A 20,436-nucleotide genomic window follows, 5' to 3' on the forward strand; every position below is an offset into this window, starting at 1 on the left:
GAACAACAGATTTCTAAAACTTACCAGCAATAAAAAACCTAGACTATTTTACAAAAAAATCTTTCAAACTTTAATAAAAATTTATGTGTAATTTTCCTACGATCTAAACAGTAAGATTTTAATTTTATTTATTTTTTTATTTAACTCCAGATCATCTCATTTCATTTTCATCTAAATCTTGATAAGAAACATACTCATCCCAATCAAAAACGGTGACATTTTGATTATCTTCAATAATCGCCAACGATTTTTTAGGATCTAATAATGGTGTTTTCACCCCCAATAAATCTGCATAAATATGCATATAATCATAGGCACTCACAGTCTTGTTATAGTGGTTTTTTGCCTGTGCATCGCTACGTAATACAAAAAATGGAACCTGATAATTATCTTTAAAATCATTATCTACATGATATGAATCTTCATCCACGGTCATACCATGATCTGAAAAATACGTCACACTGAAACTACGCTGATCAGCCTTCAATGAAGTATATATCTGTTCTATAAAGTGATCCAACTTATTGATAGAAGATAAATAACAATTAATCGTTTCAGGTTTATTCGCATACATACGTGGTGCCTTAAACAGACGTTCACACGCATCCGGATGTGAACCCATCATATGAATAAAAATTACATTTTTTTGATTGGCATATTTTTTTAACTGGGCCTGTAATATTTCGACCATTTTGTCGTCATCAATATTACTCGACATATAGTTACCACTTTTCAGGAAGAACTGATGATCGGCATGAATCGCAATTTTAGAAATCGCCGTATCATTTTTCCCCATAAATCCCTGATTTGAAATCCACATGGTGTTATAACCCGCTTGTTTTGCTAGCGTTACAACATTTTTTGCAATCTGCGGTTCACGATTTTGATCAACCAAAGTCAGCGTACGAGTCAGACTAGTTACCGTATTCGGTGCAGTTGCGATGTAATGATCTACAACATCCAGCGGCATCTGATTTAAAAAAGGTGTGGTATCGTCTTTCGAACCGTAGAGTGATAAATGGTCTCGCTGAACACTCTCACCAATGATAATCACTTGATTATCATAGCTAGCATTCACCTGCTGAATTTGCCAATCGACATCTTGCACATTATCTTCAAGGAGTTTGGCCTCTTCTTGTTTATATTTAACCGTCGCCATTGCAGTTTGAATACCAAACACACTAACGCCGTTAGCAATAAAGATAAGTGTCAAAATCAGCTTGGGATAATTTCCCTGATTAGATTGATTAAAAAATAAAATATAAAAACAAAGGCTTAAGAAAATAACAAAGGCAAAAACAATATATTTAGGATCGACTACAGATAAAAACTCAAAGGCTTCATTGGTATTACTTTGAAACATCGATGCCACGATTCCCAAAGACATATGCCCTTGTAAGAACCCTGTCCCACTTGCAATATACAGGCTAATGACAAAAAATAGCGCAAGGAAAATGTACTTAAAAATAGAACTATGTAGTTGTTTTACTGCAATGAAAAAAAACGTACTCGAAAGAACCAAAACAAAGAATAAAGGAGCATCTTTGATTTCAGATAAATAGTCCCAAAAACCTAAGCCAACGCAAAACCCAATCGAAAGCAAAAGCGGAAACAAATAGGTTTTTAGCATGACCTGACAACCCTTTAATATTATTCAAACATTGTCTAGTTAGACTGAAATGTTGGTAGAAATTTTTCGTCGGGTATTATCTATACTTTAGGGACCGAGTACAATCTTTTTGGCGATACGGTCAGTTTCTTTAAATTCGCTAGCGAGATTCAAGTCAGTTAAAGTCGTCTGTAATGACACCAAACCTTGTCTTAAAATTTCATCTACAGACTTGGTAATCCGGTCTTCCTTCAAGCGATCCACTTCAATCACCCCGACTTTACAACCCGCGGTGAGAGCCTCGTAAATCATTGAAACACTATCTTCAGTCACCCAAACCGCTTCGGCTTTTTGCATTTCTTCAAAAATCCAACCTTGCGGGGTGTCTTCAACTGGGAAAATCTGTACTTTTTCAATATTTTTCAACTGCTTTAATTCTGCTAAAAACGCTTTTGGTGTGCGCCGTGAAGTGGTCAAAATGATTTCTGAATTTGGATTCTGCTCGACTATCTGTCCAATTGCATGAAGTACTTTAGCTGCATTCCACTGATGGCGTTTTGAAGAGCCACCCAAAGCGATCAGGATTCGACCATGCTGATGCCGCTCCTCATTCACAATAGGATTTAACGCACCCTGTGTGGTCAGTACTTTATTTGATGCCTGAATACCATCGTGCTGTGGAATTACCGCATAATCAAACCATGCAAACGGCAAGCTTGGCTTCATTAAAATAATGGTTTTGGCTTTGTTATACACTTTGCCCAACAGCCATACTCGAAAATGTGTATGGCTGCCGACGCCAAAAATATAAGTTGGCTCGTGTTCTACGGCATGAAGCTGATGGCTAAATAGCGCAGAAATAAGTGTCACTATAGGCAAATCATCAATTGAAATTTCTTGAAATGTGACTGCTTCCTGAGATTGGCGCTGCATGGCCTTAAATAAACCCAAAGCTTGTGAGCGATGTCCTGCTTTACCATCACTGACATAAACAATATGCATAGTCACTTTCCCAAAAATTCAATATCTTCAAGCCAATAAAAAAGGCGAAACTTAGTTTCGCCTTTTCATCTTAACCGATCAGCTTATTTTACGTAAGTTAACCAGTGCGCATATTTAGGGTCTTTACCCTGAACCGCATTAAAGAATGCAGTTTGGATTTGCTCAGTGATTGGACCACGACAACCTTCACCAATTTGACGGTCATCATATTCACGGATTGGCGTCACTTCAGCAGCAGTACCTGTGAAGAATGCTTCATCAGCAATATAGAATTCGTCACGTGTAATACGACGTTCAACCACTTCAAAACCAAGGTCTTTCGCAATCGTAATAATGGTTTGACGGGTAATACCATCAAGTGCACCACCCGCGATGTCAGGAGTATGAATCACGCCATCACGAACTAAGAATACGTTTTCGCCTGAACCTTGACATACATAACCTTGTGGGTCGAGTAACATTGCTTCGTCATAGCCAGCATGTGCCACTTCTTGGTGTGCAAGAATTGACAAAGTATAGTTACCAGATGCTTTTGCTTTACACATGGTCACGTTTGGATGATGGTGCGTAAATGAAGACGTTTTAACACGAATACCCTTCGCCATCGCTTCATCACCAAGGTAAGCACCCCAGCTCCATGCAGCAACAACGGCATGAATTGTATTGTCAGTTGCTGCAATACCTAATTTTTCTGAACCAATAAAAATAATTGGGCGTAAATAGCAAGAAGCCAATTTATTTTCACGAACCACATCAATTTGAGCTTGTTCTAATGCTGCATGATCAAATGGGACTTTCATTTGATAAATTTTTGCAGAATTTAATAAACGCTTAGTGTGTTCTTTTAAACGGAAAATAGCCGTTCCATTCGGAGTTTCATAAGCACGGACGCCTTCAAACACACCCATGCTGTAATGCAATGTATGTGTTAATACGTGAGTTTTCGCCTCACGCCAGTCAACCAATTGTCCATCTTGCCAAATAAAACCATCACGATCAGCCAAGTTCATGGCACACACTCCAAATTTTTATACACAGTCATTTTTATCCAATGCAAACGTTGCAGTTGGATCAATTAATCTTTGCCATAGCTTGCAAACGACCACTCGGGTATCGTGCCAATCATCAGCTGAAACTTGCATGGATTGATTCGCAAGTGCTAGACGATGGCTCTCGGCTCGTTCACGGAGATAAGCTTGAATCAATGCTGTCGCATCGGCGCTGGATAAGCAATCCGTTCTTGCGGCATCCTCAAGGATTCGTACGTTGTCAGAGTAATGGGCGAGATCGGGATTCGACCCACTCCATGCTAATACTGCATACTGTGCCATAAATTCGATGTCAACGATACCACCTGCATCTTGTTTTAAATGAAAAATTCCATCTTTTTGCTGCTCTTTAGAAGAACCTAGATGGTCTTTCATTTTTTGGCGCATTTTGAGCACTTCTGCACGAACATTGTTCTCATCTCGTGGCTGCGTCAAAATATTGCAGCGCAAGTTTTCAATTTCAATCCGTAAACTGTGCTCGCCTGCAATGGTTCTGGCACGTACCAAAGCTTGATGCTCCCAGACCCAAGCATTTTTATGTTGATATTGCTCAAAAGCTTTTAAGCTGGTCACCAATAACCCCGCCTCTCCCGAAGGTCGTAAACGTGTGTCCACTTCATACACTCGACCATCTAGGGTTTGCGTGGTCATTAAGGACATAAATTTTTGTGCCACCCGCATGGCAAATTCAAAGCCACTAATTGGTTTCTGTCCATCGGTATCGGCTTGTTCGTCCATATAGTGAATAAAGACCAAGTCCAAGTCCGAACCATAACCCAGCTCGATGCCACCCACCTTGCCATAACCAATCACCGCGAAAGCCGTGTGATCAATCGAACAACGCTGCCCTTCTGCATCAATTGGATAGCCATGTTTTTTGGCAACAATTTGATATGCCAAATGCAAGGTTGCATTCACAGACACTTCAGCAATATCGGTCAATGCATCCGATACTTTCATCAACGGGCTTTCGGCCAAAACATCACTAGCAGCTACTGCTAAGACATTGGATTTTTTAAATAATCGAAGAACACGCATCTGATCTTCAACTTGATCAATTTCAATTCGAAGCAGTTGTTGACGTAGAGAGTCTTCTAAATCTTTACGCTTTGGCAGCTCAAAATCCATCGATAAAAACTCATCCAACAGCACGGGATAATGCGTCAATTCTTCGCAGATCCACGGACTCACTGTTGCCATTTTCACTAATCGTTGTAATGCCCCTTTGCTCTCAATCAGCATCACCAAATAGACCGTACGGCGCAGCACCGACTCCACCAAAGGCATGAGACGTAGTAAAGCCACCTGAGGTTTATCTGACTGTAATATCGCTTCAATGAGATGTGGCCAAAAAGTTTTTAAACGCTGTACTGCTTTGGCAGGTAATTTTTTCAGCGCATGCCCATACCAAAATTCGTGAATTAAATTTTTGGCATCATCATCTAAAACATCATTTAACTGTGCTTCTAAATGACTAAAGCTTTCCAATAACGGATCGGGTTCTTTTTCTTTAATAAGATGTTCAAACTGGTAAATGACTTTGGCACGTTTCTGATTGAGCACATTCAAAAAGTCATCCCAAGATGCAAAACCTAAAGTATCTAAAATGCGCTGGCGGGGTTCAGGCTCATGGGGCAACGATTGGGTTTGCTGATCATTTAGCGCTTGTATCGCATGTTCAATACGACGTAAAAATAAATACGCATCTTCTAAATCAGCAACCGCGGTATTTTCTAATAATCCAACTTCACCTAAATGATGCAGACTCACCAAACACTGACGATCTTGCAACTCGAGTTTTGAACCGCCATAGATGAGCTGAAAAACTTGAACAATAAACTCTACTTCACGAATTCCGCCTGCACCAAGTTTAATGTCGTCTTCGATATTACGACGTAGCACTTCACGTTCGATCATGGCTTTCATGTCACGCATAGCTTCGAAAGCGGTGTAATCGACATATTTGCGGAAGACGAAAGGTCGGGTCATTTCCAGTAACTCGGCGCCTTCTTTACCGCCAGTGACGATCCGTGCCTTAATCCAGGCATAGCGCTCCCATTCGCGTCCATGCTGGCTTAAATATTTTTCTAATGCCGCATGACTGATTGCCAAGGCAGAACCATCACCCCATGGGCGAAGGCGCATATCTACACGGAAGACAAAACCATCTGCGGTAATATGGTCAAGCAGGTAAATTAATTTTTGTCCCCACAAAATACAGAACTGCTGTACATCAATACATTTTCGCCCATTGGTTTCGCCCTGTTCATCAAAGGCAAAAATAAGATCAATATCACTTGAAAGATTAAGTTCCTGTGCACCAAGTTTTCCCATGGCAACCACAATTAGGTCTTGAACTTTCCCCTTATAGCCTAGCGGTTCGCCATATTTCGCAATCAACGGATTCAGCGCAAAATCTTTTGCCGCACAGATGGACGCATCGGCAAAGTCTGAAAGCTCTCGCGTTAAGGTGACGACATCGGTGAGTTGATTGGCATCTTGCCAAATCCAACGAAACATGATACGTGCGCGCAGCACACGAATTGCACGCATCCAACTATTTTCATCTTGGATATCGGCAAGGCTGCTTACGACAAAATGTTGAATTTGTGCTGTACTGAGCGAGGTTTGAAACTGATCAATTGCATAGTCTTGTTCTAAACTGGCCTGATGGATTCCGAGCACCTGTTCAGCATATTGACTGGCACGTAATGTTTTCTGCAATTGCTCCGTATTCATTTCACAAACCCTAGCGTGATTTTTTTCTAGTTATAACAGTTGATAACGCTTAGGGAAAAGTATTTTTAGGCTTTTATACCAATAGATGCGCATTAAAGTTCACTTAAGGTCGCATCTTTCTATGCACTGCTGCTCTCGGTACTTAGGGTTTGATGCAGGCTCGTCGCCTGTGGCAACCAAACTTTAAATTGTGTGCCTTCACCTTCTTTCGAATTCACCACAATTTCACCCTGATTTAAGTCCACAAAACGTTTACAAAGGACTAAACCCAACCCCGTACCACGTTCTCCTGCCGTACCTTTAATACTAACTGTCAGTTTTTGCTGAAATAAATCATCAATCTGAGCTTGGGTCATCCCCAATCCAGTATCTTGAATAGTGAATACAACCCGTTCTCCATCTCGATCGGCTGAAATCGTCACCACACCTCTACCATCGGTATGGGTAAATTTCAATGCGTTTGACACCAAGTTTTGCATCACTGATGTGATCATATTGATATCTGCATTGACCTTAATGCCTTCAGGCACGGCATTAATCAGTCGAATATTTTTCTTCACAGCCAAGCTATTTAAGACATCACTGACGATTTTTGCAGACTGATGTAAATCAAAATTAATCGGGTGATAAACAAAGCGACCACCTTCTGCCATAGCCCAGTTTAATAAGCTTTCTAAGAGGTTATACGTCGACTGTGTGGTGTCATATAAATAGTCTGCAATATTTTGCACACTCGAATCATCTAAGGTATGACGCTCCTGTGCCAAAACTTCAGAAAATCCAAGTAGACCATGAAAAGGGGCTCTTAAATCATGCGCAATAATTTGGAAAAATTTAGTCTTACTAAAATTCAGTGCCGACTGCTGTTCATAGGCTTCTTTTAATTCGGCATTTTCAACACGAAGTTGAATAATATTGACTAGACTTTGTACAAATTCTTCAACGATCTTTAATTGTTTGGCTTCAAATGCAGTGACTTGATCATCGAATAAAATAACTTTACCGATAGATTCTTGATCATACTTTAAATCGAAAGCTACTAAACGCTGATGCCCTAAACCCAGTTCTTGCATATAGTCGGAATAAGCTTGGTAATTTTCAGCGTCTCGGTCTATACGAGAATGTTCAGCAAAAAACTGATCTAGACGATCATCATCAGCTTCGGCCATAAAGGCCTTAAATATGTGCTCTGACGAATACCATATATAAGGTTCATTTTTAAATGCGAGGACAGCATTATCGACTTGCACAATACCACGCGCGAACTTTAAAAATTCTGCAATGCGGTTGTCGTCCGTATAAACCCCCATCAATAAAGACAAACGACAGGCAGTTAATAATTCGGTTTGTGTACCAATATCCAGTAAACGTAAAGCCATCCCGTTGCTCTCCTCAGGGTTTATCTTAAAGATAAAAACCAACTGTTATGTTCAAGATTAATAGCAAAAATAGCCCAAACACTCAATAACAAAACCCAACAAAAAGACAAACATCATTTACGAATACGCTATTTAATCGAACTTTCATCCAATTAGAAAATAAAAATATCTATAAAGAACATAACATTAAAGGTAAAACAAAAATTAAAACAATAAAATTAGAAACTTAAATTAATTTAAATTTTATTGACTGTTTATTTTAAATCGCACTTTTCGCGTTTTATTCAAACTAAAAACATGACCAAAAGAAATATTCATTTACATAAGACCTAAAAAACTGGGTTTAATTTTCTTTAAATACATCACAAAAAATAGTGAGTTTTATGACTATTCTATGACCAGATTACTCATCAGGATGCTCGTTTCAGTCAGCTACACTAAATGAATCTATTATTAATCCTTTCTATTAGACTAATTTATTAGTTTTTATCAGTTGTGTGTGTCATTTGAGCATTAAACCATACTTGCTCGCTTTTACTTTATTAAACTGAGCTAAACATTCGTTTCATGCTTCTAATGCACATGAACTCATTCACCCAAATGACTGAAGCTGAAAAAGTGCCATGCCTTATTCATCAGATATATAAGTTATCGCATAAACATTCAGCGACCGTTCAAAGTCAAACGGAGCATCAAACTCACGTCGTTCTTTAATAAAGTCCCCAATCCTGACTAATTTTCGAACTTCTGCACCAAATCTACACCTAAAAGTTAAGGCATTCGGTTTGACCTATCAAACGCTTTGCTTTACAACTAAAACTTGAACGAGCCATAAAGAACAGATCAGCCCCAAAAAAATGATATAAATTTAATTGTTCAATAGCTTTAAGCTATGAATAACAAGCTTTCAATATTTCCCTTCTCGGTTTTGCGCTAAAATTGGGCGTCAAACTGCACTTCTTTTGTATCATTTTTCTACGAAATGACCACATCACAGGATCTTGCGTTGACTGAAAAGCAATGAACCCCGATACTTTCATAGTTTTATTTAAGCAAATCGGTTCATAGAGGCGAGCCACAAGCTCGGACCTCAAAGACACAATCTAAAGCAAGGGGCTATATATGGCTGGTGGAAAGTCAACTATCATCTACACACTGACCGACGAGGCGCCATTATTGGCGACTTACTCTCTGCTGCCGATCATTGAAACCTTTACTAAACCTGCTGGCGTTGAAATCGTTAAACGCGATATCTCAGTTGCAGCACGTGTACTCGCTGAATTTTCAGACTACCTAAGCGAAGAACAAAAGGTGCCAAATAACTTGGCAGAGCTTGGACAATTAACCCAAGATCCAAGCACAAACATTATCAAACTTCCGAACATCAGTGCTTCAGTTGGCCAATTAACTGCTTGCATTAAAGAATTACAGTCTAAAGGTTTTGCAGTTCCGAACTACCCAGAAAACCCAGCGACTGAGGAAGAAAAAGAAATCAAGGCGCGTTATAGCAAATGCCTAGGTTCTGCTGTAAACCCTGTACTTCGTGAAGGTAACTCTGACCGTCGTGCGCCTACTGCAGTAAAAAATTACGCGAAGAAACATCCGCACTCTATGAGCGAATGGAAACAGTGGTCACAAACTCACGTTTCTCACATGGACGAAGGTGACTTCTACCACGGCGAAAAGTCTATGACTTTAGACCGCGCTCGCAATGTAAAAATGGAATTGATCACGAAGTCTGGTGAAACTATTGTTCTTAAGCCTAAAGTTGCGCTTCAAGACGGCGAAATCATCGACTCAATGTTCATGAGCAAAAAAGCACTTTGCGACTTCTATGAAAAAGAATTAGATGATTGTAAAGAAGCAGGCATTTTGTTCTCTCTACACGTAAAAGCGACCATGATGAAGGTGTCTCACCCAATCGTTTTCGGTCACTGTGTGAAGATTTACTACAAAGATGCATTCGAAAAACACGGCAAATTGTTTGATGAGTTAGGTATTAACATCAACAACGGTATGTCTGGTCTTTACGAAAAAATTGAAACTCTTCCGACTTCTCTTCGTGAAGAAATCATTGCTGACTTACATGCTTGCCAAGAACACCGTCCTGCACTTGCAATGGTTGATTCTGCAAAAGGCATCACTAACTTCCACTCACCTAATGACGTAATTGTAGATGCATCTATGCCTGCAATGATCCGTGGTGGCGGTAAAATGTGGGGTGCTGACGGCAAACAGTACGACTGTAAAGCTGTAATGCCTGAATCTACTTTCGCGCGTATCTACCAAGAAATGATCAATTTCTGTAAATGGAATGGTAACTTTGACCCACGCACTATGGGTACAGTTCCTAACGTTGGTCTGATGGCGCAAAAAGCGGAAGAATACGGTTCACACGACAAGACTTTCGAAATTCCTGAAGCGGGTGTTGCCAACATCACGGATCTGGAAACTGGTGAAGTGTTGATGTCACAAAACGTGGAAGAAGGCGATATCTGGCGTATGTGCCAAGTGAAAGACGCTCCAATCCGTGACTGGGTGAAACTTGCTGTGACTCGTGCACGTAACTCAGGCATGCCTGCGATCTTCTGGCTTGACCCGTACCGTCCACACGAAAACGAATTAATCAAGAAAGTTCAAACTTACTTGAAAGAGCACGACACTACTGGTTTAGACATTCAAATCATGTCTCAAGTACGTGCTATGCGTTATACACTTGAACGTGTTGCTCGCGGCCTAGATACAATTTCTGTAACTGGTAACATCCTACGTGACTACCTCACAGACTTGTTCCCAATTATGGAATTGGGTACTTCTGCGAAAATGCTTTCTATCGTGCCTCTAATGGCTGGTGGCGGCATGTACGAAACTGGTGCGGGTGGTTCTGCGCCTAAACACGTACAACAACTTGTAGAAGAAAACCACTTACGTTGGGATTCTTTAGGTGAGTTCTTGGCACTTGCTGTTTCTCTTGAAGAAATGGGCATCAAAGAAGACAACGCGAAAGCGAAACTTCTGGCGAAGACTTTAGATGCTGCAACAGGCAAACTGCTGGATAACGACAAATCTCCATCACGTCGTACTGGCGAACTTGACAACCGTGGCAGCCACTTCTACCTTGCTAAATACTGGGCTGAAGAACTTGCTGCGCAAGACGAAGATGCAGAGCTTAAAGCGAAATTCGCTCCTCTTGCTCAAGCACTTGCTGAAAACGAAGAAAAAATCGTTGCAGAACTTGCTGAAGTTCAAGGTAAAGCCGCAGATATCGGTGGTTACTACGCTGTAGATACAGCAAAAGTAAATGCTGTAATGCGTCCAAGCGCAACTTTAAATGCTGCTCTTGAGGCTGCTCAATAAGTTGATGCAAAACTAACCTAAGTTAGTGATGTAAAAAAACCAGCGCTTCGGCGCTGGTTTTTTTTACAGTTATAACTTATTACTTTTAAACAAAAAACAAAGAAATCGAATTACCTAATCCTTAGCGCAAAGCATAAGTAAGAATAAAGAGATCAAGTAATATGAATGACTTAATCAATAATAATTGGTTTGTAAGCATTGTAACTGGCCTAATTGTCACAGGCATTCCTAAAGTTTTTAACTTTATAAAACACCATTTAGGTAAAAAAGGGAAAATCGGTAGATGCATTAGGAAATCAAATCTTAAGACCCTACTATATGTAAGAAAGACTCTAAAAGATGAAGTTAAAATTAACCGGGAAGTTATCAAGTACTATGCATATCTGATGATTTTTCTTTTAAGTATGATGGCATATTTTTGGTTAATCGTCGGTCTTAGCATCCTTTCTGAGAATTTTAGATTATATGCAACCAATCATAATTTAGCTTATATATTACTTATGGTAATTACTGCGTCCCCAATTTATATCTTTGAAATTCTTTATCTCAATCAAAAAGATCTTATTGATAAAATCTTTAAATTTAGAAACTCCAAGTAATAGATAAAGCCTAATAAATTAGGATTTCGAAATTTTACCCAACACCATTAGTATCTTATTTTTAATTTCCTTCAGGCAATAAAAAACCCCAAGTCTTAATAAGCTTGGGGTCTTTTAGAATTTTGGTCCCGAGGGTCGGACTCGAACCGACACATCATCTCTGATAGTGGATTTTGAATCCACCGCGTCTACCAATTTCACCACCTCGGGAAGGTGTTGAAACGTATAATAAACTGTTTCAAAAACTTGTCAACGCATGATGTTCTCATTTGATTAAAAATAAACCGTATAAGAATTTTTAGATGGATAATCCATCAATTTCAGCGTTAAAACCTAAAAAAGCTTATACTAAGCCAAATTTCATTATCCCCTTTTCAGATTTCTTAACATGCAACTTTCTGACTTTAACTTCAATCTCCCTGACGAACTCATTGCCCGCTATCCGCTTGAAACACGTAGTGCATCACGCCTGCTCCATCTTGACCTGAATGGCGAATATCACGACCATCATTTCACTGACATTTTAGACTTGCTCAATGAAGGTGACTTATTGGTACTAAACGATACCAAAGTGATGAAAGCCCGCTTGAAAGGCAAACGAGCAACTGGCGGTGCAGTTGAAGTCTTGGTTGAACGTATTCTTGACCCAAAAACCGCGCATTGCCACATTAAAGCCAGCAATACGCCTAAAGAAGGTGCGGAATTATTTATTGGTCCAGACGAAGTTAAAGTGACCGTTCAAGGCCGTCATGAAAACTTATTTGTTGTGGAATTTTCACAGCCTATTTTACAAGTTTTAGATTTATACGGTGCTTTACCGATTCCGCCTTACTTTAACCGTGAAGCAGAAGCGATTGATACCGAACGTTACCAAACTGTTTTTAACGATCCGACCAAATTGGCTTCAGTTGCAGCACCAACAGCAAGCTTACATTTTGATGAAGCTCTACTCGAAAAATTGGCAGACAAAGGCGTAAATAAAACCTTTGTTACCTTGCATGTGGGTGCTGGTACATTCTTACCCGTACGTACCAATGACATTGAAAATCACATTATGCACAGCGAATGGTGTGACGTATCAGAAGAATCTATGGCTTTAATCCGTGAAACAAAAGCACGTGGCAATAAAGTCATTGCTGTCGGTACTACAGCGACTCGCGCGACTGAAAGTGCAGCTCAAGCCAATGGCGGCGAACTCAAGGGTTGGACTGGTGATACACAGATCTTTATCTACCCAGGTTATGAGTTCAAAGTAGTCGATCGTTTAATTACCAACTTCCATTTACCTGAATCTACCTTACTCATGTTAGTGTCAGCGTTGTCCAGTCGAGATAATATTTTGAATGCCTATCACCATGCCGTCGAAAGCCAATATCGATTCTTTAGTTATGGTGATGCGATGTTAATTGATAATATTAACCACAAATAAAATTACGCCGAAATCATCCCTATGCCGATAGATTCTGTAAAGCACTCCATCCATATTCGTCGAAAAAAGAATGCTGTGGTTTTTCAGAATATCGCTCGGCTCTGGGATATAGGCCGAAACGCCAAAACTCACCAAGAACTCCTCGATGGGCTGCATCCATGGAATGCACCCATTACGCTCAAATTTGAAAATTTACTCCCCTTAGCTTTAGCTGCGCTGGGTATCGGCTTCATGCTGTTTATTGTGATTCAGCCCGATCATGGCTGGGCACAGCTCTGCTTTGCTGCGGGGTTGGCCATGGTGTTCTGGGCCTATATCAGCTATGAAAAAGATGACCCGCTCGAAGATGTTATTGCGTTTTTAGAAACCGAATGCATCGCAAAAAAATACCAACTGGCTTTTAACCGACAGCCTCAATACATTTCAATGCCGCTGAATAATCTACAATTTATTGGCAATCTTAAACGTATGTTCCCCGTATTTAAGCAAGGCAGCCTTTCGAATGATATTCAGACCTTCGCGAGCACCGTTTGGGAAGATGAAAATCAGCAACAGCATCAAGTCATGGTCTTTCATTATCACTATGTGAATGAACTGAAAGTACGTGACAAAGACGGTGATGAAGTCACGGTTAAAGAAATTCATAAAGACCTGTGGGGCGTATTTGTTTTTGATATTGGCATCCATGGACTAGCCGTATCTGCAACAGGCAAAAACTTTGGCTATCCCTATAGTTTTCCTTGGCACAGCAGTGACATTCAAACCAATCAAAAATTAAAGTTTTATGGCGAGAACCAAATGGAAATCGCTAAATTGCTCAGCCCGGGCTTTGTCCTCCGACTAGCGGATTTTTTTCAAAACCGTGAAGGTGATCTGCTATTTCATCCGAGCCACCGCATAATGTGCTATCTTGGCTCTACAGATTTATTTAAAGTCAGTAGTAAAGCAAAACGAATTCAGGATGTTTCGGCATTGCGTGGACATCTCAGAACCTTTAAATTAAATGCTTTAGAAAATTTGAAAAACGATTTAACGCAGTTTTTAAAATAGATTTCATACAATAATGTTTTAACTTACGACCTTTTATCTTGAGGATAAAATTTTATGGGGCTTTTGATCTTTGTTTTAATCATCATTGCATTGGTGATTGGTGCAATCATGATTCGCAACAATATTGTCCGACATCACAATGCAACCATTCGTGCATGGTCAGATGTAGCTAGCTATGAACGTCAAAAAATCAAAATTTTAGATGGATTACAGCCTTTGGTTGAGCAATATTCCAATTTTGAACAAGGGACTTTGGCAAAAGTCACTGAACTCCGTCAAAACATTATGAATTTGAACGTAAACAGTACCGATGTCAGCCAATTACAGCGTATTGAAGCCTTAAATCAAGATCTAATGCGCAGCCTGAATGTTGTGGTTGAAAACTATCCAGAGCTCAAAGCCAATGATATTTATCTGAAAATGATGAATGAAATTGAAGAACAAAACGAAAATGTCGGTGCGGCGATTACTATTTTTAACCGCAACGTTGAGTTGTTCAACAACCACATTCAAGTGTTTCCTAACAATATTATTAATACGCTATTGCTGAGTAAAAAAGCGGTTCGCCCTTTCCGCGATCAAGCTGCCAGCCAAAATTTTGATTATCGTCCGAACTTTTAAGTTCGGGCTTTAATGCACAAAAGTAAAAAATAATGATGAGGTGCTCAAGTACCTCCAAAACTAGAAAGAAAAATAAAATATGCAAAATCAAATTAATGCACTGAAAAATGTGCTGATTCAGGCGTTTTTCAAACTCTATGAGCAGCACCAAGACGACCATATTTACGCATGTACGTTGGTGTTCAATCCCTATTTTTCCATGGACTATATCGCAGTCTCTACGCAGCGTAGTATTTTTGCCGAAGATGAAGATTCTGCTCAATATCTTGCAGCGCATGATCGATGGAATGTGTCGAAATGGCGCTATCGTAGCCTACTGGCTTTAAGTCAAGACTTGGCGCAGTTTAAACTGACATCTGTAAATGAAGTGGGCCATTTAAACCTTGATCCATCTTCTATAAAAATTACGATAAAGTCTGAATCGGCTAACCATCTTTCAATCTTGCTCAATGCCATACAACAAACAAAATTCGACTTGGTTCAGTCCTACGGCATAGAACTGGACAATATTCTGTTTTTTATCACGGTCCCGACACAGCCCGAAATAGAAATTTATTCAGCTCAGGTTTTAAATCCTCCAAGTACACAACTTGACGATTTTCTCAAATCCAAACACCCCCTCAAGCTCGACAGTTTACCCAAGCGTATGAAGCTGTCTCAGTATGATAAAGACCTGCTGATTGATTTAGCACAAATCGTTGAAATACAACCTTATAACTATTTACATGTAGCTAATGAAGTCTATCTTTTAAGCTTAGAAAAAAGCTATGCAACCACGAATCCTTATATTCAAAAGCTTATTGACAGTATCGTGGCCATGACATCGGACCCGAAAGGCACATTTGCGATGGAAAAAGAAGAAATTTTGCAGCGAATTAACCAGTTCTATTTTAATGCCAAGAGTTCAGATGAAGCCTTGTCACAAGACGCAATCTATAAATTTACAGACTTAACACCCGACAAAGCTAGCGTTTAACCGCAGAATCAAGGAAAATAGAGCACTTTTAGCACTCTTACCATCAGCGAACTGTTTTTTCGCCTTGATCTGGACCTTGTATGAAGTTTGAAAAATTGGCGCAATCGGGCCGTGCTCGTCGCGGCCGTTTAACCCTTGAACATGGTGTTGTTGAAACACCTATGTTCATGCCTGTCGGTACTTACGGTACTGTAAAAGGCATGCTCCCACGTGACATTAAAGAAATTAAATCCCAAGTTATTTTGGGCAATACCTTCCATTTATATCTTCGCCCAGGCCTAGATGTCATTCGTGAACATGGTGGTTTACACCAATTCATGAAATGGAATAACCCGATTTTGACAGATTCAGGCGGTTTCCAAGTCTTCAGTCTTGGCGCTATGCGAAAAATTAAAGAAGAGGGCGTGACTTTCCGCTCTCCGATTGATGGCTCTAAAGTCTTTTTATCTCCTGAAATTTCGATGGATATTCAGCACACACTGAATTCAGACATCGTTATGATTTTTGATGAATGTACGCCTTATCCTGCGACACATGAAGAAGCGCAAAAATCACTGCAGCTTTCATTGCGTTGGGCGAAACGTTGTAAGACTCAACATCATGACGTGCTGAAAAACCGTAATGCACTATTTGGTATTATCCAAGGCGGCATGTATGAAGATTTACGTGATGAATCTTTAAATGGTCTGAAAGAAATTGATTTTGATGGTTATGCCATTGGTGGCTTGTCTGTTGGCGAACCTAAAGAAGAAATGATCAAAGTATTGGATTATCTTCCAGAGAAAATGCCTGCGGATAAACCACGTTACTTGATGGGTGTCGGTAAACCAGAAGATATCGTAGAAGCAGTTCGTCGCGGTGTCGATATGTTTGACTGTGTAATGCCAACACGAAATGCACGTAATGGTCATTATTTTGTGACTGACGGTTTAGTGCGTATTCGCAATGCCAAATATCGTCATGATCAAAGTCCGCTTGACCCACATTGCGACTGTTATACCTGTACAAATTTCACCAAATCTTATCTCTTCCATCTTGAGAAATGCGGCGAAATGCTCGGTTCGATGCTCGGTACTATTCATAACTTACGTTATTACCTACGTCTAACTGAAGCGATGCGTGATGCTCTCGATCATGGCACTTTTGATGAGTTTGTTGAAGACTTTTATCGTCGTCGCGGCATGGAAGTGCCACCTTGTCCTCAAGATTAATTCTTTCAGTATTTGCGCTGAAGAAAAAGACAAGGTAAATTGCTGAACAAGTCCAATTTATTTATCAAAGTATTGATAACCAGTTTTTTTAGTTTAGGAAAATGAAATGAGCCTTTTTATTTCTACTGCTCACGCGGCAGGTGAAGCTGCACAGCAACCAAGCATGATGGCAAACCTGTTGATGATTGCGGTATTTGTCGCAATCTTCTACTTCTTGATCTGGCGCCCTCAATCAAAACGTGCAAAAGAACATCGTGCACTAATTGAAAGCCTAGGTGTTGGTAGTGAAGTTGTTTTTGCGGGCGGTTTAATGGGTAAAATCACAAAAATCGAAGGTGATTTTGCAGTTGTTGAACTGAACCGTGGCGTAGAAGTAAAAGTACAACGCGCAAGTGTGATTTCAGTTCTGCCTGAAGGCACTCTAAATAACCTTTAATCAAAAAATAAGTCGTGCACCCGCACGGCTTTTTTCATTTTAAGAAGAAAACGAATGCGTTACCCAGCATGGAAATATCTACTGATTCTAGTGGTACTAGTCATCAGTACATTATATGCCCTGCCAAGTTTGTATCCTGATGAACCTGCTGTTCAAATTTCAGGTGCCAAAGCCGGTACCCAGATTGACCAAAGCATCGTACAAAAAGCAGAGCAGATTTTAAAATCTGAAAATATTGCCAGCCATGACAATAGCTTCACCAATAATGCCGCTTTATTACGTGTTGATTCGAGCGAACAACAATTAAAAGCAAAAGAAGCACTGCGTCGTGGGCTCGGTGAAAATTATGTCGTCGCACTGAACCTTGCGCCTACTACGCCAGAATGGCTACAAAAAATTGGTGCTAAACCAATGAAGCTGGGTCTGGATTTACGTGGTGGTGTACATTTCCTACTCGAAGTGGATATGGATAAAGCCATTTCACAACGTATGGAAACGTCTGCGGCTGACTTACGTCGCCAACTTCGCGACAATAAATTAAAATTCAATAGCTTATCTTTGAACAACAACACCATTACGATGCAATTTGCAAATAATGATGACCGTTCTGCAGCTATGGATTTCCTTCGTCGTAACGGCAATGAATATACTCAACAAGCGGTTGCAACAACTGAAGGTTCAACACTGCGTTTAAGCTACACAGATACACGTAAACAAGAAATTCAGTCTTATGCTGTCAACCAAAACTTAACGACTTTACGTAACCGTATTAACGAGTTAGGTGTAGCGGAAGCATTGGTACAAACCCAAGGTAGCAACCGTATTGTGGTTGAATTACCGGGTGTACAAGATACTGCTGAAGCAAAACGTGTACTTGGTCGTACTGCAAACCTTGAGTTCCGCTTAGTTTCTGACTTAAATGATCAATATATCGATCCTTACACAGGTCAAGCAAAAGGCTCATTACCGCCAGGTACAGAAGCATTTGCTTATGAATCTTTGGACAGCGGTCGTCAATTATTGCTTAACCGTAACCGTATCTTAACAGGTGAACGTGTACAAAATGCGTCATCAGGCTTTAGCCAAGATACAGGTGGTGCTGAAGTAAATATTACTTTAGATACTGCGGGCGGTAAGTTGATGTCTGAAGCTACTCGTAATGCTGTAGGCAAACGAATGGCTGTTTTGTTCATCGAGAACAAACAAAAAATTAGTTATGTTGCAGATCCTGCAACAGGTACACAAACTGAAGTTCGTACACCTTATACCGAATCTGTAGTCATCAATGCGGCAACTATTCAAGCTGTATTGGGTTCTCAGTTCCGTATTACCGGTCTAGATTCACCTCAAGAAGCATCTGAACTTGCATTGATGTTACGTGCAGGTGCTTTGGCAGCGCCAATGTACTTCGTGGAAGAACGTGTGATTGGTCCGAGTCTCGGTCAAGAAAACATCGACAAAGGCGTATTATCAACTCAAATCGGTTTCTTATTGGTTGCGATTTGGATGGTCGTCTTCTTCCGTGTGTTCGGTTTGATTGCCAACTTTGCACTCGTGGTTAACCTTGCCATGATTTTAACCATCATGTCTTGGATTGGCGCGTCCCTCACCCTTCCGGGTATTGCAGGTATCGTAATTACCATTGGTATGGCGGTCGATGCCAACGTACTGATCTGTGAGCGGATACGAGAGGAAATTAAATGGGGTGCCTCGCCGAAACAGGCGATTGTTGCGGGTTATGATCGTGCGTATAACACCATCTTTGACTCCAACTTAACCACATTCTTGGTTGCTTTCATTCTGTTCGCAATTGGTACAGGCCCAATTAAAGGCTTCGCGGTTACCCTAATGATTGGTATTGTCTGCTCAATGTTCACAGCAATTACTGTGACACGTGCAATCGTACAAATCATTTATGGTAAAAAACGTAACCTGAAGAAGTTGAGCATTTAGGAGATCTAAGATGACTGAAAATACTCAACCGAAACAATACGGCCGTCCTGACAACGAGCGCATTATTCCGTTTATGAAGATTGCCAAACCGGCAGCCTTGATATCGATTATTTTAACGCTCGCAAGTATCTTTTTTATTTGCACCAAAGGTCTAAACCTCGGTTTGGACTTTACTGGCGGTGTGGCAGCAGAGTTGAACTATAGTCAACCAGTAAAATCTACCGATGTGAGCTCAGCGCTGACAAAAGCTGGTTTTAAAGACCCTGTGGTACAAACCTTAGGATCTGACCGCGACCTGATGGTTCGTATGCCAGTTCAAAAAGACATTGAAGCTGAAGACCTAACCAAAGCCATTACGACTGCTGCTCAATTGCCGGGCAATAAAGCAGAAGTACATAAAGTTGATGTGGTTGGCGGTCAAGTCGGTAATGAACTCTACGTGCGTTCTGCTGGCGCTGTAGGTCTTGCCCTACTGCTCATGCTGGTTTATGTCACTATTCGCTTTGAATTCAAACTTGCGATAGGTGCTGTACTGTCTTTATTCCACGATATCGTGGTGACCATTGGTATCTTTGCCATGATGCAGTGGCCGTTTGACTTAACAGTTTTGGCTGCGCTACTCGCGATTATCGGTTTCTCGCTCAACGATAACATCGTTGTATCTGACCGTATTCGTGAAAACTTCCGTAAGATTCGTGGTGCTGAGCCTCTCGAAGTTGTCAACAGTGCATTAACTGAAACACTTCGCCGTACCATTCATACCTCAATGACACTATTACTGGTTGTTGTAGCGATGATGGTACTGGGCGGTGATGGTCTGAAATGGTTCTCTGTTGCAATGTTTGTTGGTGTATTTGTGGGTACATATTCATCAATCTACATTGGTACAGCCTTCGCGTTATGGCGTGGCCTGAACCGTCAAGACTTCATTGTACAAGTGAAGCCTGAATTTGAAGAAGAAGAGATTCCTTAAGCTTTTCAACTTATAGTTCAGATCAAAACCCATCTTCGGATGGGTTTTTTTAT

15 protein-coding genes and 1 tRNA gene are annotated in these 20,436 nt (G+C 40.4%); 10 read left to right on the forward strand and 6 right to left on the reverse strand.

What is annotated here, in order from left to right; translation table 11 throughout:
• Positions 1–151 precede the first annotated feature (151 nt).
• From FTU80_RS13145 to FTU80_RS13165, 5 genes are all read right to left on the reverse strand, one after another.
• Positions 152–1,630 (reverse strand): phosphoethanolamine transferase, encoded by a 1,479-nt coding sequence (locus FTU80_RS13145; protein WP_180085530.1) that lies wholly within the window; start codon positions 1,628–1,630, stop codon positions 152–154.
• Between the two features lie 87 nt (positions 1,631–1,717).
• Complete coding sequence (locus FTU80_RS13150; protein WP_180085532.1) at positions 1,718–2,611, reverse strand: mitochondrial fission ELM1 family protein; 894 nt, start codon at positions 2,609–2,611, stop codon at positions 1,718–1,720.
• Positions 2,612–2,694: 83 nt separating this feature from the next.
• Positions 2,695–3,621 carry a branched-chain amino acid transaminase gene (locus FTU80_RS13155; RefSeq protein ID WP_078191262.1) on the reverse strand — a complete coding sequence of 309 codons (927 nt, stop codon included), beginning with the start codon at positions 3,619–3,621 and terminating at the stop codon, positions 2,695–2,697.
• Between the two features lie 18 nt (positions 3,622–3,639).
• Positions 3,640–6,399, reverse strand: a complete 2,760-nt coding sequence (gene glnE / locus FTU80_RS13160; protein WP_180085534.1) for a bifunctional [glutamate--ammonia ligase]-adenylyl-L-tyrosine phosphorylase/[glutamate--ammonia-ligase] adenylyltransferase — start codon at positions 6,397–6,399, stop codon at positions 3,640–3,642.
• Positions 6,400–6,518: 119 nt separating this feature from the next.
• Positions 6,519–7,778, reverse strand: coding sequence for a sensor histidine kinase KdpD (locus FTU80_RS13165; RefSeq protein ID WP_180085537.1), 1,260 nt, complete (start codon positions 7,776–7,778; stop codon positions 6,519–6,521).
• 1,122 nt (positions 7,779–8,900) lie between these two features.
• Here FTU80_RS13165 and FTU80_RS13170 point away from each other — a divergent pair.
• Together FTU80_RS13170 and FTU80_RS13175 are read left to right on the forward strand one after the other, a co-directional pair.
• Positions 8,901–11,135: an NADP-dependent isocitrate dehydrogenase gene (locus FTU80_RS13170; protein WP_180085539.1), complete on the forward strand. Its 2,235-nt coding sequence runs from the start codon at positions 8,901–8,903 to the stop codon at positions 11,133–11,135.
• A 161-nt stretch (positions 11,136–11,296) separates the two neighbouring features.
• Positions 11,297–11,734 (forward strand): hypothetical protein, encoded by a 438-nt coding sequence (locus FTU80_RS13175; protein WP_180085541.1) that lies wholly within the window; start codon positions 11,297–11,299, stop codon positions 11,732–11,734.
• A gap of 123 nt (positions 11,735–11,857) precedes the next feature.
• On the opposite strand, the gene FTU80_RS13180 is transcribed toward FTU80_RS13175, so the two are convergent.
• Positions 11,858–11,944: transfer RNA gene (locus tag FTU80_RS13180), tRNA-Leu, on the reverse strand.
• Positions 11,945–12,122: 178 nt separating this feature from the next.
• Here FTU80_RS13180 and queA point away from each other — a divergent pair.
• The 8 genes from queA (at position 12,123) to secF (ending at position 20,383) form a co-directional block, all read left to right on the forward strand.
• Entirely contained in the window at positions 12,123–13,163 is a 1,041-nt protein-coding gene (queA, locus tag FTU80_RS13185; protein ID WP_180085543.1) for a tRNA preQ1(34) S-adenosylmethionine ribosyltransferase-isomerase QueA, read from the forward strand.
• A 21-nt stretch (positions 13,164–13,184) separates the two neighbouring features.
• Positions 13,185–14,213 (forward strand): hypothetical protein, encoded by a 1,029-nt coding sequence (locus FTU80_RS13190; RefSeq protein ID WP_078194176.1) that lies wholly within the window; start codon positions 13,185–13,187, stop codon positions 14,211–14,213.
• Between the two features lie 54 nt (positions 14,214–14,267).
• Positions 14,268–14,834, forward strand: coding sequence for a LemA family protein (locus FTU80_RS13195; protein WP_078191268.1), 567 nt, complete (start codon positions 14,268–14,270; stop codon positions 14,832–14,834).
• Positions 14,835–14,913: 79 nt separating this feature from the next.
• Entirely contained in the window at positions 14,914–15,810 is an 897-nt protein-coding gene (locus FTU80_RS13200) for a DUF4303 domain-containing protein (RefSeq protein ID WP_180085545.1), read from the forward strand.
• An 80-nt stretch (positions 15,811–15,890) separates the two neighbouring features.
• Entirely contained in the window at positions 15,891–17,021 is a 1,131-nt protein-coding gene (gene tgt / locus FTU80_RS13205; protein ID WP_078194179.1) for a tRNA guanosine(34) transglycosylase Tgt, read from the forward strand.
• A gap of 106 nt (positions 17,022–17,127) precedes the next feature.
• Complete coding sequence (yajC, locus tag FTU80_RS13210; protein WP_078191271.1) at positions 17,128–17,457, forward strand: preprotein translocase subunit YajC; 330 nt, start codon at positions 17,128–17,130, stop codon at positions 17,455–17,457.
• Positions 17,458–17,511: 54 nt separating this feature from the next.
• Positions 17,512–19,410: a protein translocase subunit SecD gene (gene secD, locus FTU80_RS13215; protein WP_111885819.1), complete on the forward strand. Its 1,899-nt coding sequence runs from the start codon at positions 17,512–17,514 to the stop codon at positions 19,408–19,410.
• Positions 19,411–19,420: 10 nt separating this feature from the next.
• The gene (gene secF / locus FTU80_RS13220) at positions 19,421–20,383 is read left to right on the forward strand and encodes a protein translocase subunit SecF (RefSeq protein ID WP_180085547.1); all 963 of its coding nucleotides are present in this window, start codon (positions 19,421–19,423) and stop codon (positions 20,381–20,383) included.
• Positions 20,384–20,436: the final 53 nt, after the last annotated feature.

The organism is Acinetobacter sp. YH12145 (assembly GCF_013418335.1).
Classification (GTDB): domain Bacteria; phylum Pseudomonadota; class Gammaproteobacteria; order Pseudomonadales; family Moraxellaceae; genus Acinetobacter; species Acinetobacter amyesii.

Bases quoted from the DNA above. Each gene is read 5' to 3' on its own strand.
- FTU80_RS13145 (WP_180085530.1), bottom strand. From the start codon at position 1,630: ATGCTAAAAACCTATTTGTTTCCGCTTTTGCTTTCGATTGGGTTTTGC.
- FTU80_RS13150 (WP_180085532.1), bottom strand. From the start codon at position 2,611: ATGCATATTGTTTATGTCAGTGATGGTAAAGCAGGACATCGCTCACAA.
- FTU80_RS13155 (WP_078191262.1), bottom strand. From the start codon at position 3,621: ATGAACTTGGCTGATCGTGATGGTTTTATTTGGCAAGATGGACAATTG.
- glnE (WP_180085534.1), bottom strand. From the start codon at position 6,399: ATGAATACGGAGCAATTGCAGAAAACATTACGTGCCAGTCAATATGCT.
- FTU80_RS13165 (WP_180085537.1), bottom strand. From the start codon at position 7,778: ATGGCTTTACGTTTACTGGATATTGGTACACAAACCGAATTATTAACT.
- FTU80_RS13170 (WP_180085539.1), top strand. From the start codon at position 8,901: ATGGCTGGTGGAAAGTCAACTATCATCTACACACTGACCGACGAGGCG.
- FTU80_RS13175 (WP_180085541.1), top strand. From the start codon at position 11,297: ATGAATGACTTAATCAATAATAATTGGTTTGTAAGCATTGTAACTGGC.
- queA (WP_180085543.1), top strand. From the start codon at position 12,123: ATGCAACTTTCTGACTTTAACTTCAATCTCCCTGACGAACTCATTGCC.
- FTU80_RS13190 (WP_078194176.1), top strand. From the start codon at position 13,185: ATGCCGATAGATTCTGTAAAGCACTCCATCCATATTCGTCGAAAAAAG.
- FTU80_RS13195 (WP_078191268.1), top strand. From the start codon at position 14,268: ATGGGGCTTTTGATCTTTGTTTTAATCATCATTGCATTGGTGATTGGT.
- FTU80_RS13200 (WP_180085545.1), top strand. From the start codon at position 14,914: ATGCAAAATCAAATTAATGCACTGAAAAATGTGCTGATTCAGGCGTTT.
- tgt (WP_078194179.1), top strand. From the start codon at position 15,891: ATGAAGTTTGAAAAATTGGCGCAATCGGGCCGTGCTCGTCGCGGCCGT.
- yajC (WP_078191271.1), top strand. From the start codon at position 17,128: ATGAGCCTTTTTATTTCTACTGCTCACGCGGCAGGTGAAGCTGCACAG.
- secD (WP_111885819.1), top strand. From the start codon at position 17,512: ATGCGTTACCCAGCATGGAAATATCTACTGATTCTAGTGGTACTAGTC.
- secF (WP_180085547.1), top strand. From the start codon at position 19,421: ATGACTGAAAATACTCAACCGAAACAATACGGCCGTCCTGACAACGAG.